Below are 25,318 nucleotides of genomic sequence, written 5' to 3' on the forward strand. Positions count from 1 at the left end.
GTTGAGAACCCGAATAGCGTGTTTTCTGTGATAGCCAAGCACATTCACTACTTCGTCGATCATGGCAGTCTTGGCTGATTGACTCCCGGTCTTGCAGTACCGTTCATGCATCTTCTCCAAGTACTCTTTACGGCTTCTCACTGACATCCTCACTAAGACCCCCCGTCGCGGTAACATTCTGTCGTGAGTGAGCCACTCCTCTTTGGGTAGCATTATAGGTGAGTGATTGCGAGTCCTTGCCAGAACCCGTAGGTCTTGTTAATGTATTTGGTGAACTGACTCGCCATATCTTTCACAGTGTACCCCCGCATCTTTTTTGTGGTGTCTTGTCAAACATCCACTTCGCAAGATGCAGGGGTATTCCTTTTAACCTGCTCAAAGTCTATATTGCAAGTATTGAGCTAACAGATCCAATTGAGCTAACCGTCTGACAGCGTTTTCGAAAATAGACCCTCCCTCAAACCTCTCCCTTCCCCCTCATCCTTGGCCATTTCTGTGATTCACCTGCGGAACCCCTGTATCGCGATCACCTGAAAGTTACCCAGGAAGGAGTAGCCCACTCACCGAAGAACGCTAGCCAGCGGGGGGTCATTCTGAAAATGCCAGTGCAGGGCTGTAAAGAGTACTTGGGGGTGCAAGGTAGGATATGGGCAGAAACCGCACATGGCATCCCGGCGCTGCGGACCGGACACTGGGTCCGGGGCAGGCCTCTCCCGCCTGGCCTGGCGGGGCTAGCACAGCACATCCAGGATCCTTCCGGTATCATCCGGGTCCTCCGGACTCTTGCCCCTCTGCCCAGCCTCGGAGTCCCCACGGCCGCTGCGGTTCCTGCTGTCCCGGTCCTTCAGGATGCCACTGTCCTGTGGCTTAGGCGAGGGACGAACCTCCTTCAGGCACTTCTCGGCCTCCTCCTGGAAGCTGGCCCTGAGACCGTACTGCGCGGTTTCAGCCTTGATTTCTTGCATACGTTGAGCCCTGGCCACGTCAGGCACCCGGCCCACCGAGCCCAGGTTGACATCGGAGGCCATGGAGAGGATACCCCCTTTCTATTGCAGTGTCCTCTCAGAAAGTCTGACCCAATGCTAGTTGGGGCTTTGGGGAGACACATCTGAGTTTTCCTCCACGTTGCCCCCTTAACCACTAAATCTCATGTGTTAGATTGATTTCTAGCGATAACGAGCGCCTCTTGGCATGAACGCCGCATCCGTGTACTTGGCGATCGAAAACTGCTCATCGTGCTTCCCAAATGTCGCTCCCATACCGACTTCCGTGAGTTCTTGCCACGTAGCTTTCCCCCTTGCCTCTCCTTGATCCCTCAAGGGGTCCGTTTTACGCCCGGTTTGACGGGCATTGTTCCCTATACTGATTCTTGAGGTGCGTACCCGCTCGCGGCGCTGGCTGTCCCTAAAAGCCGCCTTTTCGATCCCATACCGCAACTTACTCCTGTAAATCACTCACTTTCCCACGGTTCCCAGCCCTTTGGCAATCCCTGGGGGTTTCTGAGATGACTCCTACAGGAGGGACATCTTATCCCTGGCCAGCTTGCCTCTAAGCCTCATGATGGCCTTGCTGTGGAGCTGGGAAATGCGCGACTGCGACAGTTCCATGACCTCGGCTATCTCCTTGGCCGTGAGTCCCTCGTAGTAAAAGAGCGCCACCACCAGCCGTTCCTTTTCCGGGAGCACCTCAATGGCCTCGGCAAGGACCCTCTTGACATCCTCGATCTCCGCCTGGACGTCAGGGGGATTCACCGAGTCATCGGCTAGGGCCCAACCGTTTCGCCTGCCGGTTGAGTTAGGCTCGTCGCTCAGCAATTCATCCAGGGAAAGCAGGCTGGTGCCTGCGGTCTCCTTGAGCCGTCCCTGCAACTTGTCCATGGTGATGCCTAGGTGCCCGGCGATCTCCTCATCGGTCGCCGCCCTTCCCAGCTTGGCCTCCAGCTGCTGGTAGGCCCTTTCTATCTCCTTGGTGCGCTGTCTTACGGATGTGGGGACCCAGTCCAGTGCCCTCAGGCCGTCGAGCATTGCCCCCCTTATCCTGGCTACCGCGTAGGTCTCGAAACGAACCCCTCTCTCGGGTACGAAGCGTTCAATGGCCTCCATGAGCCCGAAGAACCCGTAACTTACCAGGTCATTAGGGTCGATGTAAGCCGGCAGGGTCATGGCTAGCCTGCCAGCTACGTACTTGACCAGGGGAGCATAGTTGAGGATCAGGTCCTCCCTGGCATGACTATCTTTGGTTATACTGTAGTAGGCCCACAGTGAAGACCTTTCCTGGCTGTCAGCGGAGCCCACGGCTACCCCTCCCCGGCTACAGAAGTCCAAGGCGCCTCATCCTGGCCTGCTCCGCAAAGACAAACCTGGTTATGTGGTCTTGAGTCTTCTCACTAGTATCCACAAAGGTGATGCCTGCCAGGTACCTTCCCTCGTCCCCAAGATCCAGCGTTTCCATCCACCTTACCTCGCCTTTCAGGGGCAGGAGCCCGTACTTGTCCAGGTCAACCCAGATCTCAAGCATGCTGCCCAGGGAAAGCCTCCCGCGTGATACCAGGGCCATGCCCCCACTGCTGAGATCCACGGTCCTGGCCTCAAAGACCTCCCCTTGACACGACTCCTTGCACTTCACCGGCAGCGAGATACTCAGCCTAACGAAGCCCCGCCGCTGGACCCGGCTTACCTCCGCTGGAGGCTCCAGGCCCACCAGGGTGATACCCTGTTGCACCTGGCGGGTGACAACACTCTCGAAGCTGTAGAGTGCCCTCTTCCCGGTGTAACGCACCTTTACCGGGGCGCCCGCAGTGAACAGCGCCAGCATGCTGGGATCCGCCGCCAGGGACACCAGGATCTCCTCGCCCCGGGGGCTGTTCACCCTGCCTGGCATCCAGGCCTCCAGGGAGGACCCCTTTCGCAGGAGGACTATCTCCACCCGGGTACCCTTCACAAGGGGTTCCACGCTCTTCACTTTCATCTTAGCGTCACCATCCCAACAGGTTCGACCTTGATGCCTGGCAAGAGCTCGCGATAACTCAGCACCGCGATGCGAGGCTCGTAGTGGTGGACAAGGGCTTTGAAGTGCCTCCTGATCTCCGGTGCGCACACCACTACCGGCATCCGCCCGTGCAGTGTGAACCTCTCCGCCAGGTCCGAAAGGGACTTCAGCATTGCCCGGATCTCCTCCGGCCGGAACAGGCCCAGTACCGAGGCCCCCGCGTTGATGCCCTCAGCTATACGCTTCTCCAGATCTGGATCCAGGGTCATAACCTGTGCGCGATCCTCATCCAATTCATAGACCTTGGTGATCTGCCGTCTCAGGGACACCCTTACCCAGTCAATGAGATCCTCGGGGTTCTTGGAGTACACGGCCCCATCCGCCAGCGCCTCGAGGATGGTGATGAGGTCACGCACGGGTATCCCCTCCTGGAGAAGCCCCTGGAGAACCTTCTGGACATCACCTATGCTTAGGGCGGACGGGACCAGTTCGTCCACGACAGCGGGATGAGTCTCCCTGATGGCCTCCACCATGGTCTTGACTTCCTGGCGTCCCAGGAGCTCGTGGGCGTGGCCCTTGATAACCTCAGTAAGGTGGGTCGCCAGCACCGAGGAGGGGTCCACCACTGTGTAGCCGCCCAGTTCCGCCTTCTCCCGGGCGTCCAGCGTCACCCACACAGCCTCCAGCCCGAACACGGGCTCGCGGGTGGTGATCCCCTCCAGCTCACCTGAGGCCGAGCCAGGGTTCATGGCCAGGTAGCGGTCGGGAAAGATCTCTCCCCCAGCCACCTTGAGTCCCCTGAGTTTGATCACATATTCGTTGGGCCTCAGGTGCCCGATGTTGTCCCTGATCCTCACAGGAGGCACCACGATCCCCAGGTCCGCCACGAGCTGGCGCCTTATGGAGACCACCCTGTCCAGGAGGTCACCGCCTTGACCCCCGTCAGCCAGGGGGATAAGCCCGTAGCCCAGTTCCACTCCCAGGGCATCCACCTCAAGAAGGCCCCTGACGTTCTCCGGGGCCAGGGGGTTGTCCCTGGCAACCCGTACCGGCCCGGCATGCTTGTTTTCCGTGACATGACGGCTGAGGTTCAGCGCCATGGTAGCCATGAGCCCGGACAGGAGGAAGAAGGGCAGCTTGGGCAAGCCCGGCGTCAGTGCCAGGAAGAAGAGGAGCCCCGATGCAACCCAGAGGACCTTCGGGTGCCCTAGCACCTGCTTAATCAGTTCACTGCCCAGGTTGCTCTCAGAGGCCGCCCGGGTGACAACCATGCCTGTGGCGGTGGATATAAGGAGGGCGGGGATCTGGGTTACCAGGCCGTCACCCACTGTGAGCAGGGCATACTTCTGCAAGGCAATCTCGAAGGGAAGCCCCTGCTGGAGCACACCGATGGTGAACCCCCCCACCAGGTTGATGGCGGTGATGATGAGACCGGCTATGGCGTCTCCCTTTACGAACTTGGCAGCACCGTCCATGGCCCCGTAGAAGTCAGCCTCTCGTTCAATGTCACGGCGACGCTGCCGGGCCTCGGATTCCGTTATGAGGCCGGCGTTAAGGTCCGCGTCTATGCTCATCTGCTTTCCTGGCATGGCATCCAGGGTGAACCTAGCCGCAACCTCAGCCACCCGCTCGGCACCCCGGGTGATGACGATGAACTGGATCACCACGAGGATCAGGAACACTATGAAGCCCACAACGGCGTTACCACCCACCACAAAGTCCCCGAAGCGCTCGATCACCTCCCCCGCGTAGCCGTAAAGGAGTATCAGCCTGGTGGAGGAAACGTTCAAGGCCAGCCTGAAGAGGGTGGCCACCAGGAGAAGTGCGGGGAACACTGAGAACCCCAGGGGCTCCGGGTTATACATGCTCACCAGGAGAACGACCAGGGCAAAGGCGAGGTTAAGGGATAAAAGCAGGTCCAAGAGGATGGTGGGCATGGGAATGACCATCATCACGACCATCCCGATGATGCCCACTGCGACTATGATGTCCCCAACCCTCAAGAGCCTCTGGTCCAAGACCGTGCCTCCTCCTAAATCCTTCCCTTGAGCCGGTAGACGAAGGCGAGCACCTCCGCGACGGCCTTGTAGAACTCTGCGGGAACGTAGTCCCCTATCTCCACAGCCCGGAAAAGCCCCTGCGCCAGGGGGACGTTCCTGACCACCATGACACCATGCTTCTCCGCCTCCTGGCGGATCCGGCGAGCCATGTGGCCCTCCCCTTTGGCCACCACCCTGGGCGCCGCCATCTTTAGGGCATCATACCTCAATGCCACGGCGTAGTGCGTGGGGTTGGCAACCACCACATCCGCCTTGGCGACATGGGCCATCATCCTTAGCCGTGCGATGGCCCGCTGGCGCTCCCTTATCTTCGCCCTCACCTCGGGACGACCCTCAAGGTGCTTCAGCTCTTCCTTCATCTCCTGCTTGGTCATCATGAGGCCCCGCTCGTGCTCCCAGCGCTGGAAGGCGTAGTCCATTCCAGCCACGACCAGGAGGGCAAACCCGCACCGGGTCATGATCTTGAAGGCAATGCTGCCTACGTAACCCACCGCTGGCACTAGGTCCGTGTGGGCCAGGGCAATGAGGGTGTCCAATTCAGCCCTGATGGTGAGATATGCAATGCTTGCCACGGCAGCGGTCTTTAGCAGGGCCTTTGCCATCTCAACCAGGGCCTTCTTGGAGAGGATCCGCTTTAGTCCCTCCAGGGGGTTGAGCCGGTTGAACTCGGGGTTCAAAGGAACAACAGTGAACAGGAAGCCCCCCTGCAGGACCCCTGTGGAGGTGCCCACCACCATCGCCACGGCAAAGAGGGGAAGCAGCATGAAGGCATAGCCCTGGAACGCGGGCACCACCAGACTGCCGAGACCCTCCCGGGTCACCTCGGGAAACCCCGAGCCCCAGAAGGCCTTTCCCAGTCTCCACATCCTGTCGGCCATGGCAGGACCCCATACCCTGAAGGCAACCGCCAGCGACAGCAGGAGCAGGGCTGAAGCCACCTCCGGGCTCCGGGCCACCTGCCCGCGGCCCCTGGCTTCCTGCCTGCGCCGAGGGGTCGGCGCCTCGGTCTTCTCTTGCGAAAATAGCTGCAAGTTCACTGCTCTACCCCTTCCACGCGGCCAGAACCCTCATGAGAAACACCGGGAGGTCTTCCACCAGGCGACCTGCCAGCCGTACGTACAGGGGCAGGGCAAGCCACATCATCACAGACCCCATAAGAACCTTCAGGGGAAGTCCCACTATGAAGACATTGATCTGTGGCACCGTCCTGGCGATGACGCCCAGGCCCAGGGTAGCCAGGAACAGGGCCGCTCCCACCGGCAGGCTCATCTTCAGGGCCACGAGGAACATTCCCCCGAAGGTTGCCACGGCCAAGTCTCCTATGCCTTTCCCAAAGGCGAAGGTGCCGGCGGGGATGAGCCTGAGGCTCTCCCAGTACCCCCCCAGGACCGAGTGGTGCCCCCCCATTTCCAGGAAGAGAACCAGGGCCAGGAGGTGCAGGAAGGTGCCCATCACCGGCGCCTGCCCACCTCGTTCCAGGTCGAGCGCGTTGACGATACCAAAGCCCATCTCCATGTCGATGAGCTGCCCCGCCACCTGGAGGGATACGAAGATGAGATTGGCCATGAAGCCCAGGGTAGCCCCGGTGGCGAACTCCCCAAGGCAACCGAGGGCAAAAGACACCAGGCCCGAGGGAATTCCGGCACCAGACGCCACAACGGCAGGAAGGGCAAAGGCCGTCAGGCCTAGAGCCAGCCCCGCCCTGACCTGGACGGGCATGTAGCGCCCCCCAAAGGCAGGTGCCAGGAAGAAAACACCCAAGCTCCTCATGAAGAGGAGGAAGAACAGCCCGCCATGGGAGGTTATGCCACTGAGTTCCCACATGTTGTACCTCCGTTACCGCATGAGTCCCGGCAGCATCAGGAACACCCTGCTGGTGAAGTCCAGCATCACCGTGAGCATCCATGGGCCGAAGAGTGCCAGCGCCGCCATGACGGCTATGATCTTGGGGGCGAAGGCCAGGGTTTGCTCATGGATCTGCGTGGTGGCCTGGAAGATGCTGATCACCAGTCCTGTCAGGAGCGCCAGTGCCATTGCAGGCAAGGCCACCAGCACGGTGGTCACCAGCGCATCACGGCCCAGGGAGATGATGAAGTCCTCTGTCACTGGATTCCCTCCTACCTGACGCTCATCACCAGGGATCGAACCACAAGATGCCACCCGTCCACCAGCACAAAGAGCAGTATTTTCAGGGGCAAGGATACCATCATGGGGGGAAGCATCAGCATACCCATGGACATGAGGGTGCTTGCCACTACCATGTCGATGACCAGGAAGGGCACAAATATCATGAAGCCCATCTGAAAGGCCGTCTTGAGCTCGCTTATGCCAAAGGCAGGGATCAGCACATATGTGGGTATGTCACTGGCGTCCTCAGGGGCCGGCAGGTTGGCGAAGTTCATGAATAGGGCCAGGTCTTTCTCTCGAGTCTGCCGCAACATGAACTCCCTGACGGGCTCCATAGCCCTGGATGCCGCCACGTCTTCCCTGATCTCCCCGGCGAGGTAGGGGGTAAGGGCACCGCCGTATACCTGGGTCCACACAGGTGACATTATGAAGAACGTGATGAACAGGGCAAGGCCGATTATGACCTGGTTTGGAGGCATCTGGTGCAAGGCGAGGGCGCTCCTGACGAAGGAGAGCACCACAACAACACGGGTGAAGCAGGTGATGAGGATCAGGAAGGCCGGGGCCAGAGAAAGCACGGTGAACAGGAAGATAATCTGAAGGCTCACCGACATTTGCTGGGGCTCCTCCACCAGGCCGGTGATGAGATCCAGACCCGGCACCATGGGCTGGGCGAAGGCCTTGGACGAGGTTAACACCAGCGCGGCCCCCACGGCCAGCGCCAGGTAAAGACGCCTAGACCTCATGGTCGTCCTCCTTCCGACGGCGGAGACAGGGTAGCCCTAGGCGCAACCCAACACTTCTATAGATGTCAAAGGGCTGCAGGGAGGCTGCCTCATCACCCGCACAGGGTTCCAGGTCCTCGTAGGCCCCCAGGGCAATCATGGTACGATCCGTCAGGCCTAGGAGCTGGTGGTGACGCCCCACCCTCACCAGGCAAATATGCCGGTTGTGGCCCATGGAGATGACCTCGACCAGCCGCAGGTACCGGCCGCCCGAGGAGGGTCCTGGCCTCCTGGCCAGGAGCCGGGTTCCCCAGATCGCCAGGGCCAGCACTGCGACGAATCCTGCGAGCATTCTCAGGGTCTGCCAGGTTGACTCCACCACCGGTATCACCTGCCTAGTTTCTTCACTCTATCTTGGGGGCTGAGGATGTCAGACACACGGACACCGAAGTTCTCGTCGATAACCACAACCTCACCCTTGGCGATGGGTTGCCCGTTAACCAGGACGTCCACGGGCTCGCCAGCCAGCTTGTTCAGCTCCACGATGGAGCCCGGCCCTAGGGCCAGCACCTCCTTGAGCAGTTTCCGGGTGCCGCCCAGCTCCACCCTGACCTCCAGGGGAATGTCCATGAGCAGGTCAATATTGTAGGGCTCACCATCGCTAGGCACCTCGAGGATCTCCTCGAAGTCTGCCGGGGACACGTCGACCTTCTTCTCACTCGCGCTTTTCACTCTCTCCGGCCCCCCTCCCGTAACCGGGCTCGTTCATGGATAGGCTGAGTCTGAGTATGACCACGTCAACACGGCGATTGCGCTGGCGGTTGGCCTCACTGTCATTGGGTGCCAGCGGCCTGTATTCCGCATATCCCGCCGCGGAGAGCCTCTCCGGACTGAACTCGTGTGCCTCCACGAAATGGCGGATAACCTCGGTGGCCCTTCTTGTGGAGAGCTCCCAGTTGGACGGGTACAGGCCCGTTTTTATCGGGAGATCATCGGTGTGGCCCTCCACCCTTATGTGATTGGGTATGTCCCGGATAATCGTGGACAAGCGACCCAGAATTAGCCGGGCCTCGGGCTTCAGGTCAGCCTTGCCCAGGTCAAAGAGGACAGTGTCGGCGAAACGCAGCACCAAGCCTCTTCCCTCCCTGTTCAGATCGATCAGGGTCTCAATGCGTTCCTCCGAGATGTAGGCCCTGAGCCTTCTCTCAATCTCCAGGAGCTGCCTGAGGTCCTCGGTCAGGAGATCATCATTCCAGAAGCTGTCCGTCACGTCATTATCCTGGGACTGGGGCCCCAGGGGAATCTCCTCCACTGATAGCGGCAGGCCAAATGCATTCTGGAGGGAGACAATGGCCGCCTCGAACTTCTTTGACTCGACTGTGGATAGGGCGAAGAGGAATACGAAGAACGTCAATAAAAGGGTGACCATATCCCCGTAGGTGGTCATCCAAGCAGGCGAGCCCTGGGGGCCCTGCTCGGCCTGGTACCGGCCCCTCCTAGACATTAGCCTCCGCTCCTTCCACTCCCTCAGCCCTGGGCTTCTCCCGGACCACCCGGTCCCTCTGTGTGGGCGAGAGGAAGGCCTTCAATTTCTGCTCTACGATGCGAGGGTTGTCCCCAGCCTGTATGGAGAGGATGCCCTCTATTGTGAGTTCCTTCTGGAAGACCTCCTCGGACGTTTTCACCTTGAGTTTCCCGGCGATGGGGATGAAGATGAGATTGGCAGCCAGGGCCCCGTAGAAGGTGGTAATCAACGCTGTAGCCATCCCGGGGCCCACAGAGTCCGGGTCCTGCAGGTTCCGGAGCATCTGGATAAGGCCAATCAGGGTACCGATCATCCCGAAGGCAGGCGCCAGGGCGCCCATGGTCTCGAAAAGGGATTGTCCCCTCTTGTGGCGATCCTCCACAAAGGAGAGCTCCGTCTCCAGGATTCCCCGGACAAGCTCCGAATCCGTGCCGTCCACCAGGAGCTCAATCCCTCTTTTCAGAAATGGATCACGCATCTCCTCAGCGTCGTCTTCCAGAGCCAGCAGGCCCTCTCTCCGCGCCTTCTGGGCGAGGTTGACCATGTCGGCTATGAGGTCCTCGGGTTTCCTCCCCTTGCCCATGAAGGCGTTCTTGAGTACCCTGAGAACCCCGATCGCCTGCCCAAGGGGATAGTTGATAAGCGTAGCCGCAAATGTGCCTCCCATGGTAATGAGCAGGGACGGCAGGTGAAAGAATATCGTGACCGACCCTCCCATGATGAGCGCCCAGAACAGGAGCCCTAGTCCAGATACGATCCCCAGGATGGTCGCAAGGTCCATCAGGTGCATCCTCCCTCGGTCTGGAGGCACTTCCTGGGCCTTAGCCGCATGGGCTGCCTTACCTTACGCTGGTATTCCATGGCCCTCCACACTACCTCTTCCGGGGTTTCCCGTACTATGATCCGCCGGCCGTTGGTGAGCCCCACGATGGTGTCGGGCGTGGCCTCAACGCTCTCAAGGAGCTCAGCGTTAATCCATACCTCCTGGCCGTTCATCTTGGCAAGCCTAATCATGAATCTCACCTCCGGTGTGTTTACCGTTTGAGATTCACCAGTTCTTGGAGCATTTCATCTGTGGCGCCGATGATCCTGGAGTTTGCCTGGAACCCCCTCTGGGTGAGGATCATGTTGGTGAATTCCAGCGAGAGGTCCACGTTGGACATCTCCAGCGAGTTCGGGGCCACCATGCCTCGTCCCCCGGTGCCGGGAATGCCTATCTGCCTCAGACCGGAGTTGTTGGATTCTGCGAAGTTGTTCTCACCTGACCTTATCAGGCCCCCGGGGTTGGTGAAGTTTGCCAGCGCCACCTGGGCCAGCTTCCGGTTGAGGCCGTTTGAGTAGACCCCGGTGATCACGCCGGTGGCATCAACGGTGAAGGTCTGGAGGGAACCCATCTGGTGACCGTTCCTCTCAGACGCCGCTACGGTGGTCTCAGCAAAGTACTGGGTCACCTTCCCGAAGTTCACCGTTATTGACACTGGGTTGGCTCCCGTCGGGGTGAAGGCAACGGTTCCGGTTCCACCCGTTCCCAACTGACCGTTGGAGCCAAACCCCAGAGTCCCGCTGCCAGCAGCGACTCCCTGTACCCTCGCATCCCAGGACCAGCTGTTTACGCCCGTCTTGCGGAAGGTGACAACTACGCTGTGGGTTGTACCGAGGGAGTCGAAGACGTCCACAGTCTTCACGAAGGAGTCCCCCACATTAGATGAGGAACCCAGGTTCTGGCCAAAGGCCATAGCGTCGGTGGCGCGGGCGCCCACGGTCACCCCTGCCGGGATCTGGATGGAAGTCAACGTGCCCTCATCCTTGGCGGTGAACTCACCATCCACAGCCATCCAGCCCTGGAGCCGCATTCCCCCGCCGCCTGTTAGGTAACCAGAGGCATCCAAGTGGAAGTTGCCCGCCCGGGTGTAAACCAGGCGGCCCGCGCCGCTGAGGAGGAAGAACCCTCCACCCTCTATGGCGAGGTCCGTGAGACCCCCAGTCATCTGAGGGCTGCCCTGGGTGTGAATGACGTCGATGCTGGACAGGGTCATACCAAGCCCAACCTGCTGGGGATTGGTGCCTCCCCTCTCACCGCTAGGGGAGGAGGAACCCCTTAAGGTCTGGCTGAAGGCCTCCTGGAAGTCGGCCCTGGACGCCTTGTACGCTACAGTGTTCACGTTAGCTATGTTGTTGCCAATGACATCCATCCGGACCTGGTGGTTCCTGAGGCCGGTCACTCCAGCGAACATTGAGCGCATCATCTTGAAACTACCCCCTTTTAGTAGTGGTCTGGGCCGCTTCAGCCGATCCACGGCCCGGGGGCGCCCCCTTTGGGGGGACCCGCCCCTAGAGGATCACCGTGCTGTCTATCTGGGTAAACACGCTCTCCTTGAGCCTCTCCGCGTCAATGGCAGTCACCACGGTGCGGGATGGGACGTTTACGATGTACGCCATGTCCCGTGACAGGATCAGGGAGGACCGGCACCCCTTGGCTGACGCCCTGTCCATGGCCTCGCCCAGCTTCAGGATTTCCTGGCTCTCCGGGAGCCTGGCACTGACCATCAGCCTCTGGGTTGCATGCTTGCTGAAGCGCACCCTCTCTGAATCCATGGCTTTGCGAAAATCCGCCTGGAAGTCCCCTGGGGTCCCCTGGTGCCGGGCACCGCTGGGACTGGCAGGCCTCGTTCCGTCAACCCGCTGGATCATGGGAGACTGCCTCCCTTAGCCTGGTTTACTATCCCGTAGACCTCCAGCACATCAGGGAGAGCCACCTCTCCTAGGGCTGTCTCCAGCACCGGGCCGCTTTCCTTAAGGCGAACCGCCAGCACTGTGGTAACCTCCGTACCGGACTTCACCTGGACCTTTACCGTTCTCCCCACCAGATCCAGCGCGTGTCGCATGTTACCGATGCCTCCCAGGTACGCCAGGCTCTTCAGGATCCCGGTGTTGAGCACCCCCAGGTCTTGCAGGCACTCCGTTATGCCGGCTAGGGCCTCGTTCTGGGCTTTAGCCTCATTTAACAGTGCGAACTGGGTCATCTGCCCCATGAACTCGTTGTTGTCCAGGGGTTTCATGGGGTCCTGGTGCTTCATCTGTGTCACCAGGAGATTGATGAAGTCTATCTCGCTAATCTGGACCCTTGCCCGCGGCGAACTCGCGTTGGCCCAGGGCTGCGATGTAGCGTCGCCTACTGTAACCACTTGTTCCATCCTCCTTTCTAGGCAAGGTAGTTCAGGGAACAGGGTGAAGCCTCTAGATCCCACGGCACCTCCCAGGTCTTGACGGGGAATACCCGCCTGCCCAGGGCCTTTTCACGGTGGTCTCCCCGGGGATCCTGGCCTCCTTGGCCCATGTCCACGATGACACTCCCCAGTCTCACGCCGCTTGCCTCCAGGCTCTGCCTGAGGTCGGCTATGTGGTACTCGACCAGGGACTTGGCGGCCACGGAGCCAACCTCAAACCTTGCCGTCACCCCGTCTTCTGTCCCGGTTATCCTCACACTCAGCTTGCCAAGGTGTGGAGGTTTGAGGTCCATTTCCAGGTGATGCCTCTCGCCGGTCCTCACAAGGCGGAACCTCTCCACCATCTGCTGCATCGCCTCGGGGACCTCCTGAAAGGGCTTTTTCTCCGGGGAAGCCTGCCCGCGCGACTGATCCGTCTCCGGCAGAGCAACCTCCTCTACCTTGCCAGGCCTGGTCCCTATCTCCCCAGCCTGGACTGGCCCCTCCGCCAGTTCCGGCCGGGGCATGCTGGCCGGCATCTGGACATGAGCCCTGCTAGGCCATGGCTCTCCGGCCGGGTCACTTACCCCTCGCCTTGCCACGTGGTTGCCTTCCCCTTCCTGCAGGACGTTATCCCTACCGGGGGCTACCGGGGCCCGGCCAGGCTCGTCCGGCTCCTCCTGCGTGTCCAGGGCGCCCGGGACTGTCTCCTTCGCGGGGGCTGGCCCCTGGGGGCCCCCGGGCACCTCACTGCCCTGGAGTGGGGATGTTTCCCCCGGGATCTCGCCGCGCACCACCAGTGGGGATGCGCCCACGGGGGATGGCCGAACCGGGCCACCAGGGACCGGCCGGGTGTCCCTGGCTTGAGCCTTGAGGACCACTCCATCCAGAGCCTCCCCGGGCCCTGGCACGCGCCCGGAGGCCTGGTATGCAGCGTCCTCCGGTTCCAGGGAGATGGTCACAGGGAAATACCCGCTCTCTTGGCTGGCTTGAGGTGCCCCTTGCCTTAAGCCAGGTATTCCCGGCGTTGCAGGACCCATCTCACCCGGTGCCGCCGGTTCAGGGGGTTCTAAGCCCTCCGTGGCCTTGGCCTGGTCACCCCCTTTACCGGCAGCCTCGGGGGCCAGGACCTCTTCCTTGACTGCAGTGCCGCCCAGGTGTGGGATGCCCTCTGTCTCCAGGCTACCGGCCCCGCCCGCCGGGATGCCCTGCATGGGGCCCAACGCCCAGCCTGCCCACGGTGCCCCTGCCGATGGGCTCGACCCGCCAGGCGCGCGGACCCCTGGAAGCCCTGGCTCAAGGGGGACGCCCAGAGCCTCGCCCTGGGGCTCGGCCATACTGGGCCACAGCAGATCCCCGAGCACAGGGTGAAACAGGTTTCCCAAGATGGCCTCTGCCGCGACATCGTCCCTGCCCGCTTTGGGAGGCTGGGGCTGAGGCACCATGGAGATACTTACGCCCATATCCATTTGCGTCACCTCCTTTCCCGTAGTCTCCCGTGAACCATCATCAACTGTCGCCGGTGTGACGCTGGGAGGCCATCTCATCTATGGCCTGCTGGTCCTCCCTGAGCCCCTCCTTCACGTGCTCCGCGAGCCTAGACTCCCTGAGGTGTTCCAGGACCATGCGGTCGCGCCGGCGCCTCATCAATTCCTCCCTCTGCATCACCTCCCTTTCCTCGGCTATAGCCACCTCTTGAACCCTGATCCGTATGGCGCCTCTGAGGTAGCCTAGACGGCTTGACCACACCATGAGGTCTCTGGCCTGCACCATCCCGTCAAGGCTCATGGCCTCCTGGGACTCCCTTAGGAAGTCCTCCCTGGACCGCTCCAAATGCTCCTTAGATGCCGCTGTTGCCCTCAGGGCCTCCCCAAGGGAGACCTCAGAGAGCCTCTCCCGGTCACGGCTCAGATTCAGCACCCTCTCCAGACGGAACAAGAAGCGCCTCACGGGGTACTGCCCTCCCAGTCTGGCCCCACCAGGGATACCATCTGTCCCACGCTGTCATCGAAGGGGGCCTTCTCCGTGACGCCCTGGCGCAGGAAGGCCCTGACCCTTCCAATGCGCTCCACGGCAAAGTCAATCTCCGGGTTTGAGCCCTTCACGTAGGCGCCTATGCTGATGAGGTCCTCCGCGTCCTGGTAGGTGGCGACGGTCCTCTTGACCAGTGCCGCCGCCTCCAGGTGCTCCTCACTGACCACATCCATCATCACCCTGCTCACGCTCCCTAGGACATCGATGGCAGGGTAGTGGCTCCGCATTGCCAGCTTGCGGGAGAGCACCAGGTGACCGTCGAGTGTGGCTCTCACCGTATCGGACACCGGCTCGTTCAGGTCGTCCCCCTCGGCCAGGACTGTGTAGAAGCCGGTGATGCTCCCGGCGGTGTCCGAGCCAGCCCTCTCCAGAAGCCTGGGAATGATGGCGAACACCGAGGGCGTGTAGCCGCGGGTGGCAGGGGGCTCCCCCACAGCCAGCCCTACCTCCCTCTGGGCCATGGCAAAACGCGTGAGGGAGTCCATCATGAGCAGCACATCCATGCCCTTGTCCCTGAAGTACTCGGCAATGGTGGTTGCCACGAAGGCCGCCTTGATCCTGATCAAGGGGGCCTGGTCCGACGTGGCCACAACAACCACCGAACGCTTGAGACCTTCATCCCCCAGGTCCTTCTCTATGAAGTCCTTGACCTCCCGGCCCCGTTCGCCTACCAGCCCGATGACATTGATGTCAGCCTCAGTGTTCCTGGCGATCATGCCCAGGAGGGTGCTCTTGCCCACTCCGCTCCCGGCCAGGATGGCCACACGCTGCCCCCTTCCCGAGGTAAGCAGGCCGTCAATGGCCCTGATCCCTGTGGCCAGCCGCTTGGTCACCCGCTGCCTGCTTAGCGGCAGGGGCGGGGAGTTATAGGTGGGGTAGGACGCCTCAGCAGTGAAGGCACCCCGGCCGTCGATGGGTCTCCCCAGCCCGTCAAGGACGCGGCCAAGAAGCCCCCTTCCCACCCTGACCTCCAGGGCCTTCCCCGCCGCCACCACTACACTCCCCGGCCCTATCCCGTTCATCTCACCCAGGGGCATCAGGACGACCCTCTCCTTGCGAAAACCCACGACCTCACCCAGGGTCATGTGATCGCCAGACCTCAGGTAGCACAGGTCGCCTATGTTCACCCCAGGTCCCTCGGATTCGATGGTCAAGCCTATGACCTTGAGCACCCGCCCGCTGTAGGACAGGGGATCCAGATGGCCCAGGTGCGCCTTCCACTGGTCTATCCAATTGACAGCCGCCTCAGCCATCATGGCCCGCCTCCAGCAGGGCCTCGCGGACCATTGCGAGCTGGCTCTCCAGCGTTGCGTCGACGCGGCCCCGGTTTCCCTCCACAATGCAGCCTCCGGGCTCGACCGTGTCATCCTCCAGTATGTGGAGGGACTTGATCCCGGTCACACCCTCCAAGAGTCTCGCCTTGCCCTCGCTCACAACCACCACATCCCTGGGGTTGACCCTCACGACGACGGCCTCTTCGGCCTTGACCTTCTCCATGGCCGCCTCGGCCATGGAAAGCAGTGCCTCAGGGCACTGGCTTACCTCCCGTCTCATGATCCTGCGGGCTATCTCCACGGCCAGGTCCAGCACCTCTGGGCGCACCTCTTGGAGAAACGCGGCCGCCTCGGCCTGGGCACGGGCCACAATGGACTTGGCTTTCGCCTGAGCGTCCTCCAGCATGCCCTGGGCCTCAGCTATCTTAGCCTCGGCCTCGGCAATACCGTCCCGGTAGCCCGTCTGGAAACCCTCCTGGTATCCCTGGTGCAGGGCCTCATCCCTCAGGGACTCCATACCGGCTAAGGGGAGGTCCTGGACCTCTTCCACGGGCCCCGAGGCAGTTCTGGGCTTCGGGGATGGACTGTAGCCCAGCCGCCTGAGTTCGGCTATGGAGAACTGTCCTGGCTTCAGGAGCTTAGACAACCATCTCGGCCTCCCCGCCCCGGCTGATGACTATCTCGCCTTCCTCATCCAGCTTCCTGATGATATTGACGATACGCTGCTGAGCCTCTTCTATGTCCTTGAGGCGAACGGGGCCCATGTACCGCATATCCTCCGTGAGGGTCTCCACGGCCCGGGAGGACATGTTCCGGAACACCTTGGCCTTCACGTTTTCCGGCACGTTCTTTAGGGCCAGCGGCAGGTCCTTGCTGAGGTCCACCTCGCGGAGAACCCGCTGTACTGCTCTGTCATCTAGGATGACGATGTCCTCGAACAGGAACATGCGCTTCTTGATCTCGCCGGCAAGCTCGGGGGCCTCCATCTCGAGGTTCTCCATGATGCTCTTCTCGGTGGACCGGTCCACCCGGTTCAGGATGTCAACAATGCACTGGACCCCGCCCACCGGCGCGTATTCCTGCTGCACCAGGGTGGAGAACTTGCGTTCCAGGATCTTTTCGATCTCCCTCACCAGGTCCGGAGATGTCCTTTCCATAAGGGCAAGCCTTCTTGCTACATCGAACTTGAGCTCGGGCTCCAGCGCCATCATGATGGCCCCCGCCTGCCCCGGGTCCAGGTATGCTAGGATAAGGGCGATGGTCTGGGGGTGCTCCCCCTGTATGAACTGGAGAACCTCCGAGGGGTTCGTCCCCCTTATGAACTGGAAGGGCCTAACCTGCAGGCTTGATGTGAGTCTCCGTATGATGTCGACCGCCCTCTGGTTCCCCAGTGCCCTCTCGAGCACGTCCTTGGCGTAGTCGATGCCACCCTGGGTAATGTAGTCCCTGGCCCTGCACATGTTCTGGAACTCCATCATGACGCTGTCACGCAGCTCGGGCTCGATCTTCCTGGCGGCAGCGATCTCCAAGGTAAGTTGCTCTATTTGCTCCTCGCTAAGGCACCTGATGATCTTTGCGGACAGCTCAGGGCCCACCGTCACTAAGAAGACGGCTGCCTTCTGTCTTCCTGTCAACCGCCCGCGAGTCTGCATCATGCCTGGTCCTCCGCTAGCCATGCTTGAATGAGCTGGGCTGCAGCCTCAGGCTGGTCCTTGACGAGGCTCTCTATCCCTGATAGCTCTGTGCGCTTTTCGATCGCCGCCATCAGGGCTGGCATGTCGACCTCCTTGGGCAGATGGACCTTTTGTGGTTCCGCTGCGGCCCGAGCCTTCTTGCCCTTCCTCCGCCAGCGCATGGCCACGAGGGCAAGTAGCCCCGCGCCTACCCCCGCCCCAATGTAGTGGGGCAACCTAAGGCCGGAGGACCCCGGGGCAGGTTCGGAAACCGGGTCGTCCCCGACCAGGTCATCCATCCACGATGTGTCGAAGGACATGCCCGTGACCATAACCTGATCACTACGGTTGGGGTCATACCCGATGGCGGCAGACACCGTCTCCTCTACCGCCAGGCTCTCGGCTTCAGTCAGATCCCGGTTGATGACAACAGCCACCGACAAGCGCTTTAGCATGCCGGGGGCCACGACGATTCTCTCTTGGATCTGGTTTATTTCCACGTTCCGGGTGACCTCGGTCCTGCTGTACTCCTGTGGCCCGGACTGGGCACCCGTGGGGTATCCCGGGATGTCACCCTGGGTGGGAGGACCTCCTGCCATCGCCCCCTCGCCGCGAAACACCTCTTCCAGCTCCTGCACCGAGCGAACCAGCCCGTCTGCGGTATCCGCAGGCTCAAAGAGATTGCGTTCCACGATGCGCTGGTCGAAGTCCATGTCCGCGGCGACCCTCACGAGCACATTGCCTGGACCGAACACCTGTTCCATGAGGGTCTCGACGCTGGATTGCAGTTCATACTGGAACTGCCTCAGTACGTCCCGGTGAACCCAGGCGTCCTGCCCCTGAGGGGATAGGTCAAGGATCCCTGCGGATAATATGTGGCCGTGGAAGTCCACCACGGTTACATTTTCAGGGTTAAGGCCCTCCACGCTGTGGGCTATCAGGTGGATAATGCCTTGGACCTGTTCAGGCTCGAGTTTAGCCATGGGTCTTAGTTTAAGAAGGACAGCAGCGGTGGCAGGGCGGTTCTGGCTTACAAAGAGGCTTGCCTCAGGAAGGACAATATGGACTCTGGCCTGTTCCACCTGGGCCACGCTGAGGAGGGTCCTTGAAAGCTCTCCCTGGAGTGCCCGGACATAGTTGGTGTGCCTTTCTGATTCGCTGGAGCCTATGCTGGTCTTGTCCAGGATCTCGAACCCTACGCTTCCTCCCCGGGGCAGCCCCTGCCCTGCCAGGAGCAGCCGGACCCGGTCGGCCTCTGAGGGAAGAACCTCCAGGCTGGTACCCCCCTCAGCTATCCGGTATGGCACCTTCTGCTGGTCCAGGATCTCCACCATGGCGGAGGCGTCAGCAGCGTCCAGGTTCCGGTAAATGGTAGTGTACTGGGGCCCCTTGGCTGACAACGCCAAGAAGACGACCAGGCCACATGCGACCGCAAGCCCAGCCAGCGTTACCGCCAGCCGGCTCCCTCCTGTCATGCCTGACCAAGTTTGAAGCAAGCGCTGGAATAAGGTCTTAGGCTCCCCGGCCATGCTCAGCCCAACCCCCCGGCAATCCACTGTTCTCGTCTAGTGATCGGTTTTGTCAGACCTGCATCCGCATTATTTCCTGGTACGCCTCCAGCGCCTTGTTGCGGATCTGAATGGCCAGTTCCGTTGCGATCCTAGCCTTCTCCGTGGCTAGCACCACCTCATGCAGATCCTCAACGTCCCCGGCAGCGAGGCGCACCGACTGCGTATCCGCTTCCTTCTGCAGGGCATCAGCCTGGTTTATGGCGTCCCTCAGAAGATCCCCAAAACCATTCCAGTCAGTCTTGGGGGTTGCTGGGCGCCCCAGGCTCGCGGGCGCGCCTATCCCCGGCCCAACCTTCAGCACTTCCACTCAGGCTCCCTCCCACTTAACCCCGGCCAATATCCAGGGCCCGAGTTGCCATGCGCTTGAAAGACTCTATGGCCGCCAGGTTTGCCTCATAGGCTCGCGTGGCGGAAATCATGTCCACCATCTCTACCACTACGTCAACGTTGGGCCCCTCGACATAGCCGTTTTCGTCGGCGTCGGGATGCCCAGGATCGTACCTCACCAGCAGTGGTGATGTGTCCTCTGCCACCGCGGTTACCCTCACCCCGGCCGATAAACCCGCTGCCCGGTCCAGCCAGGACCCACCCTTCATGAAGCCCTGGAGCATCTGGATGAAGCCACCGCCCCTGGTGGCCAGCACCGGCACCCTCCGCCTGAAGGGCCCTCCCTCGGCGGTCCTAGTGGTGTTGGCGTTAGCCAGGTTGTTAGCTATGAGGTCAAGCCTGAGCCGCTGCGCGGTGAGACCCGAGGCGCTAGTGTTCAAGGCATTAAAGAACCCCATTCATCAGCGCCTCCCCTCATTGACGGCGGTGCGCAAGAGCGACATCTTCTTGTGGATTTGCTGCGACAGGGCGTCGAAGAACAGTGTGTTCTTGGTGAGTTCGGCCATCTCGCGCTCAATGTCCACATTGTTTCCGTCCGGCCTCTGTGATGTTGCACCGCCGGGTACCACAACTGCCCTGACCTGTCCCAGTCTCCCGGCCTGTCCTTGCAGGTGCATAACACTAGTGGTAACCATTGTCACACCCTGTCTTGCCGCCACAGCCTCCTTCAATGCCTCGGAAAACCTTACGTCCGACCTTTTGAACCCCGGCGTGTCAGCGTTGGATATGTTGTCGGACAACACCCGGTGCCTTAGCCCTGCCGCCTGAAGGCCCCGGCGCAGGACGTCTACAACGCCCACTCTTCCCTCAGCCAGCATATGGACACCCCCCCCCGGTCAAAATACTGAAGGCCCATCCTTGCCGTCTGGCGAAGATGGGCCAAGCAAAACTTCATTCCCCCTTCGGCAGCCCGGCCGTCCTAACCTGTTGGTCGTAGACCCGTAGGCTTTGCGTCCCCGTCTTTTGACGGGTTTGCCCTTTTCGGTTTGGGAAATCCCTTAAAATGTTCCTACTAGCAATTGACGCCATTCGGCATATATCCGAAATCTCCTTCTTTTTTGGAAAAAAATTTAGGCCGACCATTTTTTGCTAAGTTGGCGCCGCAAGAGTAGCATGTAGTATGTATGGAGGTGTTGCCGTAGGCAAAAGAAAACGGCCATCGTTATTTTTTACATTCTTGGCTTTCGGTTGGTATAAAACTATGTGCGGCGCAAACAAGGAACTCAAGGATTACATCCTCGACGGCTCTGGGTACCGGCAGATCGGCGATGATTACAGAATCAAGTCCAGGCTGTATACGCCCGAAATTGCCGGCAGCAATGCCAAAGGAAGCAGGAGCAAAGTCCGCATTGACGAAAAGCAGGTCATGTCTTACAGCCCCGAGTACGGTCGCAAGGCAAAGGCTGACGGTGAACCAGTCCTCCTAATCATAACTATGGAAGGCAAGGATATTAAGGAAATTATTACTGCAAACAGCTCAGTTCCAGGCCCTTAAATCAGCATAGTTATTGCGCGGGAGGTCAGGCAGTCACGAAAAGACCTTGAAGTCCGCCCCTGTCTATCTTTCGCGCAATGACCACATACAGGCGCATTTCCTTGCTGTTTCGTTGCTCTTGTTATCGCACGCCTGCTGGCGCAGTGTCTCCGAAACAAATGGTCGATCCCAAGGGTCGTGGAAAGCCTGAACAAATAATCAGGAAGCCATCTCGAAGAAAGCTGGCATGTCTTCGACCACGCCGAAGGGATCACAATACCAATCACCGAAAAGCTCGGTGTAGATCTCAGCCGCAAGCATCTTAGATTAGGGGGCATTAAAAAATCCTGGGAGCACGAAAGCCTGAATTCGCACCTCGTTATGTAACATAAAGATACCGCCGAGTACTTACTACACAGGTCTCGGCGGCATCTATTGCTCCGGTTTCTGCAAGAGCCAGAGTTCGGCACGAAATCCGAAATCTCCTTCGTTTTTGGAAAAAACTTAGACGTGCCTTTTCTTACTTAACTGGGCGCGCCTGGTTTGAAACAAAATACGACTATACGCGCAGTTTGTTCAGTTCATCCAGAAGCCGGGGGTTCAGGACCTTGATGTAGGTTCCCTTCATGCCGAGGGAGCGAGATTCGATCACACCCGCGCTTTCGAACTTCCTCAAGGCATTGACGATGACCGAACGTGTGATCCCAACCCGGTCAGCAATCTTCGATGCCACGAGGAAGCCCTCCATGCCGTTGAGCTCCGAGAAGATGTGGTGTATGGCCTCGAGCTCTGAGTAGGAGAGGGTGCCTATGGCCACCTGCACAGCTGCCTTCTTTCTCGCCTCTTCCTCCACCCGCTCGGTTTTCCCTCTCAGCATCTCCATGGAAACCACTGTTGAACCATACTCCGCCAGGATCAGGTCTTCATCATTGAACTTGGAGCCATACCGGGCTAGGAGCAGGGTACCCAGGCGGTCACCCCCCCCAGCCATGGGGACTATGGTTGTAACCTTGCCCTCGAAGATGCAGGGCTCGCCCTCCTGGAACACGCACTTCTTCCCCTCCTGCATGCTGTTGGGGAACGTGTCGTCGATCTTCAGTAACTTGTCGTTATACCGCTGGGGGAATCTGCCCGCTGACAGCACCTCGTCCTTCATGATACCACACTCAAACTCCCCCAGGAGGGCGTGACCCAGTATCATACCCTCCTTGTCAAGGAGGTACACGTTGGCCTCCACGAGCTCGGATAGCACCTTCGCCATGTCGTTAAACTCCACCGGGTGCCCGGCGGACTTCTGGAGTAGCCGGTTGAGTCTTCTTGTCTTCTCCAGCAGTGTTCTCATACTTTTTCTTCCTCCCTTCCCCGCTTCTGGGCCTCTCAAAGTATGTAACGGGATAGATCTACATCCTCTATGATGCTGGCCAGCTTATCCTGGACGTACTGGGCATCCACCACCAATGTGCCCTTCTTCCCCTCGGGTGCCTCGAAAGACACCTCCTCCAAGAGGCGTTCCATGATGGTGTGCAGCCTCCTTGCCCCAATGTTCTCGGTCCGTTCGTTGACCCGGGCCGCCATCCTGGCAATCTCCCTGACACCGTCATCGGTGAACTGGAGGTCGACGCCCTCCGTGGACAGCAAGGACTTGTACTGGCGTATCAGGGCATTCTTGGGCTCCATCAATATCCGCCCGAACTCCGCCTCCCCCAGGGAGTCCAGCTCAACCCTAATGGGAAGCCTTCCCTGGAGTTCAGGTATGAGGTCCGTGGGTTTGGTGGTATGGAAGGCCCCGGCCGCGATGAACAACACGTGGTCGGTCTTAACCGGCCCGTACTTGGTCATGACGGTGGACCCTTCCACAATGGGAAGGATATCGCGCTGGACTCCCTCCCTGGATACATCAGGCCCAAAGCCTGCTGCCTGCCTGCCTGCGATCTTGTCGATCTCGTCGATGAAGATGATGCCATGCTGCTCAGTTCGATAGATGGCCTCTTGAGTCACAGCGTCCATATCCACCAGCTTCTGAGCCTCTTCCTGCTCTAGGATCTTCCTGGCCTCCCTCACTCTCACCTTGCGTTTCTTTTTCCGCTTGGGCATCACGGGCCCTAGAATATCCTGCAGGTTGATGCCCATCTCCTCCACACCGGCCCCGGAGAAGACCTCAACCTTGGGCACCGAGCTATCCTCCACCTCGATCTCTACCATAACCTCTTCCAGGAGTCCTTGGTCCAGATCATGGATGGCCCTCTCCTGGCGCTCCTTGGCCATGGCCACCTGAGCCTGGAACTTATCATCTGCCTCGTCTGGCGGGGTAGCCCTCCCGGTGCCGAACAACATCTCCAGGGGGTTCTTTGCCTGCCGTTCCCGGGCGGGCATGGGAACAAGTACGGATACCAGGCGCTCCCGGGCAAGTTCCCTGGCCTTAGCCTCTACCGCGTTAACCTTCTCAGCCTTGACCATCCTGATGGATGTCTCCACCAGGTCTCTTACCATGGAATCCACATCCCGCCCGACATAGCCGACCTCGGTGAACTTGGTGGCCTCCACCTTCACCATAGGGGCGTTCACCAGTCGAGCAAGCCTCCTGGCGATCTCGGTCTTGCCCACCCCAGTGGGGCCCATCATGAGGATGTTCTTGGGGAAGATCTCCTCCTGCAGGTCCAGGGGCAAGAGGCTCCTGCGGTAGCGGTTCCGGAGCGCTACCGCCACGGAACGCTTGGCCTTGGCTTGGCCTACAATGAACTTGTCCAGCTCCTCCACTATCTGGCGCGGCGTCAGCTCCAATCCTATTCCTCCTGCAACCCAATGTCTTCCACCGTGAGGGTGTCATTGGTGAAGACACATATTGAAGATGCGATTTTCAAGGCCTCCTCTGCTATGCGCCGGGGCTCCAGCGTGGTGTGGGCCTTGAGGGCCCTGGCGGCAGCCAGGGCATACGGGCCACCGGATCCGATGGCGGCAATCCGGTCATCAGGTTCGATGACCTCTCCGCCCCCCGACACAAGAAGGAGGTGGTTCCTGTCCATGACCAAGAGCAGTGCCTCCAGGCGCCTAAGGACCTTGTCGGTTCTCCAATCCTTGGCGAGTTCCACGGCAGCCCTAGGGAGGTTCCCCCGGAATTCCTTGAGCTTGCCTTCGAACTTTTCGAAAAGGGTAAACGCGTCCGCCACCGACCCGGCGAAACCGGCCAGCACCTTCCCATCATAAAGCCTGCGAACCTTGTGAGCCTGTTGCTTGATAATTGTCCTGTTCTCCAGGGTAACCTGGCCGTCGCCGGCCATGGCACCCCGGCCATCATCCAGGACCGCCACTATCGTCGTGCCCCGGATCATTACGTGCCCTCCGTTCATGCCCTGGGGTGAGCCCTCAGGTAGACCTCCTTGAGCCTTTCCTTGGTGACGTGAGTGTAGATCTGGGTTGTGGACACACTGGCATGGCCTAGCATCTCCTGAACGCTCCTGAGGTCCGCCCCGGCATCAAGCATGTGCGTGGCGAAGGAGTGCCTCAAGGTGTGGGGGCTGGGGGCTCCTGCGAGGCCCGCCTTGCGGCTGCACCGTGTCATGATCTCCCTGACCCCGCGGTCCGTAAGGCGGCTGCCCCTGGCGTTCAGGAACAGGGCCCTCTCTCCAGGGTTCCTGGCAAGCCGGGACCTCCCCCGGGCGAAGTAAAGTCCCAGGGCCTCGATGGCCTTACTTCCCAGGGGCACGAAGCGTTCCTTGCCCCCCTTGCCCACGACCTGGACGTAGCCCACGGAGCTGTCCACATCCCCCAGGTCCAGGGATACCAGCTCAGCCACACGCAGGCCAGCGCCGTAAAGGGTCTCCAAAATCGCCCTGTCCCGGGTGCCCAGGGGTGAGGATATGTCCTGAGACTCTATGAGGCGTTCCACATCCGGCGAGTAAAGGAACCCCGGGAGTGGCCTGCCCTTCTTGATCAGAGGGATCATGGCCGCTGGGTTCAAGGTGAGGTGGCCCTCCCTGACCAGGAACCTCATGAAGGACCTCAGGGCTGAGTGCTTGCGCGCGATGCTTCGCTTGGAGTAGCCCTGGTCGTGCAGGTAAGCCAGGAACCTGCGCACGGTGGAGACATCCATCTGGGAACCCCCCCCTGCGCACCCTGGGAAATGAAAAAACTGGGACAGATCCCCAGAATAGGAGCTAATGGTCCTAACCGAACAGCCTTTTTCAGCGGAAAGGGTTCCTAGAAACATGTCCACCAGACGGCTCCACTCAGCTCCGGGTTCTCTCGGCTCGCCGCCCACAACCATAGCGGTCTCC

Annotated in this window: 29 protein-coding genes, 1 pseudogene and 1 riboswitch; of the genes and pseudogenes, 1 reads left to right on the forward strand and 29 read right to left on the reverse strand. The window is 60.2% G+C overall.

Annotated features, from left to right (window positions below):
- Positions 1-731: 731 nt before the first annotated feature.
- The 25 genes and pseudogenes from AB1576_09950 to flgB all read right to left on the reverse strand — a co-directional run bounded on the left by AB1576_09950 (position 732) and on the right by flgB (position 20,388).
- Positions 732-1,028, reverse strand: coding sequence for a hypothetical protein (locus tag AB1576_09950; protein MEW6082077.1), 297 nt, complete (start codon positions 1,026-1,028; stop codon positions 732-734).
- 483 nt (positions 1,029-1,511) lie between these two features.
- The gene (locus AB1576_09955; GenBank protein MEW6082078.1) at positions 1,512-2,324 is read right to left on the reverse strand and encodes a FliA/WhiG family RNA polymerase sigma factor; all 813 of its coding nucleotides are present in this window, start codon (positions 2,322-2,324) and stop codon (positions 1,512-1,514) included.
- Positions 2,311-2,967 carry a PilZ domain-containing protein gene (locus tag AB1576_09960; GenBank protein ID MEW6082079.1) on the reverse strand — a complete coding sequence of 219 codons (657 nt, stop codon included), beginning with the start codon at positions 2,965-2,967 and terminating at the stop codon, positions 2,311-2,313. The genes AB1576_09955 and AB1576_09960 overlap by 14 nt, the downstream gene beginning before the upstream one ends.
- The gene (gene flhA / locus AB1576_09965) at positions 2,964-5,006 is read right to left on the reverse strand and encodes a flagellar biosynthesis protein FlhA (GenBank protein MEW6082080.1); all 2,043 of its coding nucleotides are present in this window, start codon (positions 5,004-5,006) and stop codon (positions 2,964-2,966) included. Before flhA ends, AB1576_09960 begins: the two co-directional genes overlap by 4 nt.
- Positions 5,007-5,020: 14 nt before the next feature.
- Positions 5,021-6,085, reverse strand: coding sequence for a flagellar biosynthesis protein FlhB (flhB, locus tag AB1576_09970; protein ID MEW6082081.1), 1,065 nt, complete (start codon positions 6,083-6,085; stop codon positions 5,021-5,023).
- A gap of 4 nt (positions 6,086-6,089) precedes the next feature.
- Complete coding sequence (gene fliR, locus AB1576_09975; GenBank protein MEW6082082.1) at positions 6,090-6,872, reverse strand: flagellar biosynthetic protein FliR; 783 nt, start codon at positions 6,870-6,872, stop codon at positions 6,090-6,092.
- Between the two features lie 12 nt (positions 6,873-6,884).
- Positions 6,885-7,154 carry a flagellar biosynthesis protein FliQ gene (gene fliQ / locus AB1576_09980; GenBank protein MEW6082083.1) on the reverse strand — a complete coding sequence of 90 codons (270 nt, stop codon included), beginning with the start codon at positions 7,152-7,154 and terminating at the stop codon, positions 6,885-6,887.
- Between the two features lie 11 nt (positions 7,155-7,165).
- Entirely contained in the window at positions 7,166-7,921 is a 756-nt protein-coding gene (gene fliP, locus AB1576_09985; protein ID MEW6082084.1) for a flagellar type III secretion system pore protein FliP, read from the reverse strand.
- Positions 7,911-8,279: a flagellar biosynthetic protein FliO gene (locus AB1576_09990; protein MEW6082085.1), complete on the reverse strand. Its 369-nt coding sequence runs from the start codon at positions 8,277-8,279 to the stop codon at positions 7,911-7,913. The genes fliP and AB1576_09990 overlap by 11 nt, the downstream gene beginning before the upstream one ends.
- An 8-nt stretch (positions 8,280-8,287) precedes the next feature.
- Positions 8,288-8,551: pseudogene (fliN, locus tag AB1576_09995) on the reverse strand (flagellar motor switch protein FliN).
- A 64-nt stretch (positions 8,552-8,615) separates the two neighbouring features.
- Entirely contained in the window at positions 8,616-9,404 is a 789-nt protein-coding gene (locus tag AB1576_10000) for a flagellar motor protein MotB (GenBank protein MEW6082086.1), read from the reverse strand.
- On the reverse strand, positions 9,397-10,206 hold the full coding sequence (locus AB1576_10005) for a MotA/TolQ/ExbB proton channel family protein (GenBank protein MEW6082087.1): 810 nt from the start codon (positions 10,204-10,206) through the stop codon (positions 9,397-9,399). The genes AB1576_10000 and AB1576_10005 overlap by 8 nt, the downstream gene beginning before the upstream one ends.
- On the reverse strand, positions 10,206-10,439 hold the full coding sequence (locus AB1576_10010; GenBank protein ID MEW6082088.1) for a flagellar FlbD family protein: 234 nt from the start codon (positions 10,437-10,439) through the stop codon (positions 10,206-10,208). Before AB1576_10010 ends, AB1576_10005 begins: the two co-directional genes overlap by 1 nt.
- Before the next feature lie 20 nt (positions 10,440-10,459).
- On the reverse strand, positions 10,460-11,671 hold the full coding sequence (locus tag AB1576_10015) for a flagellar hook protein FlgE (GenBank protein MEW6082089.1): 1,212 nt from the start codon (positions 11,669-11,671) through the stop codon (positions 10,460-10,462).
- Between the two features lie 85 nt (positions 11,672-11,756).
- On the reverse strand, positions 11,757-12,116 hold the full coding sequence (locus AB1576_10020; GenBank protein MEW6082090.1) for a TIGR02530 family flagellar biosynthesis protein: 360 nt from the start codon (positions 12,114-12,116) through the stop codon (positions 11,757-11,759).
- Complete coding sequence (locus AB1576_10025; protein ID MEW6082091.1) at positions 12,113-12,610, reverse strand: flagellar hook capping FlgD N-terminal domain-containing protein; 498 nt, start codon at positions 12,608-12,610, stop codon at positions 12,113-12,115. The genes AB1576_10020 and AB1576_10025 overlap by 4 nt, the downstream gene beginning before the upstream one ends.
- A gap of 17 nt (positions 12,611-12,627) precedes the next feature.
- Complete coding sequence (locus AB1576_10030) at positions 12,628-14,100, reverse strand: flagellar hook-length control protein FliK (GenBank protein MEW6082092.1); 1,473 nt, start codon at positions 14,098-14,100, stop codon at positions 12,628-12,630.
- A gap of 40 nt (positions 14,101-14,140) precedes the next feature.
- On the reverse strand, positions 14,141-14,581 hold the full coding sequence (locus AB1576_10035) for a flagellar export protein FliJ (protein ID MEW6082093.1): 441 nt from the start codon (positions 14,579-14,581) through the stop codon (positions 14,141-14,143).
- The gene (gene fliI / locus AB1576_10040; protein MEW6082094.1) at positions 14,578-15,921 is read right to left on the reverse strand and encodes a flagellar protein export ATPase FliI; all 1,344 of its coding nucleotides are present in this window, start codon (positions 15,919-15,921) and stop codon (positions 14,578-14,580) included. The genes AB1576_10035 and fliI overlap by 4 nt, the downstream gene beginning before the upstream one ends.
- Positions 15,911-16,585 (reverse strand): FliH/SctL family protein, encoded by a 675-nt coding sequence (locus AB1576_10045; GenBank protein ID MEW6082095.1) that lies wholly within the window; start codon positions 16,583-16,585, stop codon positions 15,911-15,913. The genes fliI and AB1576_10045 overlap by 11 nt, the downstream gene beginning before the upstream one ends.
- Positions 16,578-17,594 carry a flagellar motor switch protein FliG gene (fliG, locus tag AB1576_10050; protein ID MEW6082096.1) on the reverse strand — a complete coding sequence of 339 codons (1,017 nt, stop codon included), beginning with the start codon at positions 17,592-17,594 and terminating at the stop codon, positions 16,578-16,580. The genes AB1576_10045 and fliG overlap by 8 nt, the downstream gene beginning before the upstream one ends.
- Positions 17,591-19,141 carry a flagellar basal-body MS-ring/collar protein FliF gene (gene fliF, locus AB1576_10055; protein MEW6082097.1) on the reverse strand — a complete coding sequence of 517 codons (1,551 nt, stop codon included), beginning with the start codon at positions 19,139-19,141 and terminating at the stop codon, positions 17,591-17,593. The genes fliG and fliF overlap by 4 nt, the downstream gene beginning before the upstream one ends.
- A gap of 52 nt (positions 19,142-19,193) precedes the next feature.
- On the reverse strand, positions 19,194-19,490 hold the full coding sequence (gene fliE, locus AB1576_10060; protein ID MEW6082098.1) for a flagellar hook-basal body complex protein FliE: 297 nt from the start codon (positions 19,488-19,490) through the stop codon (positions 19,194-19,196).
- A gap of 16 nt (positions 19,491-19,506) precedes the next feature.
- Positions 19,507-19,968, reverse strand: a complete 462-nt coding sequence (gene flgC, locus AB1576_10065) for a flagellar basal body rod protein FlgC (GenBank protein MEW6082099.1) — start codon at positions 19,966-19,968, stop codon at positions 19,507-19,509.
- A 3-nt stretch (positions 19,969-19,971) separates the two neighbouring features.
- Complete coding sequence (flgB, locus tag AB1576_10070; GenBank protein MEW6082100.1) at positions 19,972-20,388, reverse strand: flagellar basal body rod protein FlgB; 417 nt, start codon at positions 20,386-20,388, stop codon at positions 19,972-19,974.
- A gap of 83 nt (positions 20,389-20,471) precedes the next feature.
- A riboswitch (cyclic di-GMP riboswitch) is annotated at positions 20,472-20,557 on the reverse strand.
- A 133-nt stretch (positions 20,558-20,690) separates the two neighbouring features.
- Between flgB and AB1576_10075 the strand changes: the two genes are divergently transcribed.
- Entirely contained in the window at positions 20,691-21,065 is a 375-nt protein-coding gene (locus tag AB1576_10075) for a hypothetical protein (protein ID MEW6082101.1), read from the forward strand.
- A 538-nt stretch (positions 21,066-21,603) separates the two neighbouring features.
- Here the strand turns inward: AB1576_10075 and codY are convergent.
- Genes codY through AB1576_10095 form a run of 4 tightly spaced genes read right to left on the reverse strand, consistent with a single transcriptional unit; the run spans position 21,604 to position 25,308 of the window.
- The gene (gene codY / locus AB1576_10080; protein MEW6082102.1) at positions 21,604-22,386 is read right to left on the reverse strand and encodes a GTP-sensing pleiotropic transcriptional regulator CodY; all 783 of its coding nucleotides are present in this window, start codon (positions 22,384-22,386) and stop codon (positions 21,604-21,606) included.
- Positions 22,387-22,421: 35 nt separating this feature from the next.
- A complete protein-coding gene (gene hslU, locus AB1576_10085; protein MEW6082103.1) occupies positions 22,422-23,825 on the reverse strand; it encodes an ATP-dependent protease ATPase subunit HslU in 1,404 nt (467 codons plus the stop codon).
- A 2-nt stretch (positions 23,826-23,827) separates the two neighbouring features.
- A complete protein-coding gene (gene hslV, locus AB1576_10090; protein MEW6082104.1) occupies positions 23,828-24,373 on the reverse strand; it encodes an ATP-dependent protease subunit HslV in 546 nt (181 codons plus the stop codon).
- Positions 24,374-24,387: 14 nt separating this feature from the next.
- Positions 24,388-25,308: a tyrosine recombinase XerC gene (locus tag AB1576_10095; protein ID MEW6082105.1), complete on the reverse strand. Its 921-nt coding sequence runs from the start codon at positions 25,306-25,308 to the stop codon at positions 24,388-24,390.
- Between the last annotated feature and the right edge of the window lie 10 nt (positions 25,309-25,318).

Source organism: Bacillota bacterium (assembly GCA_040754315.1).
Lineage (GTDB): Bacteria > Bacillota > Sulfobacillia > DUSP01 > JBFMCS01 > JBFMCS01.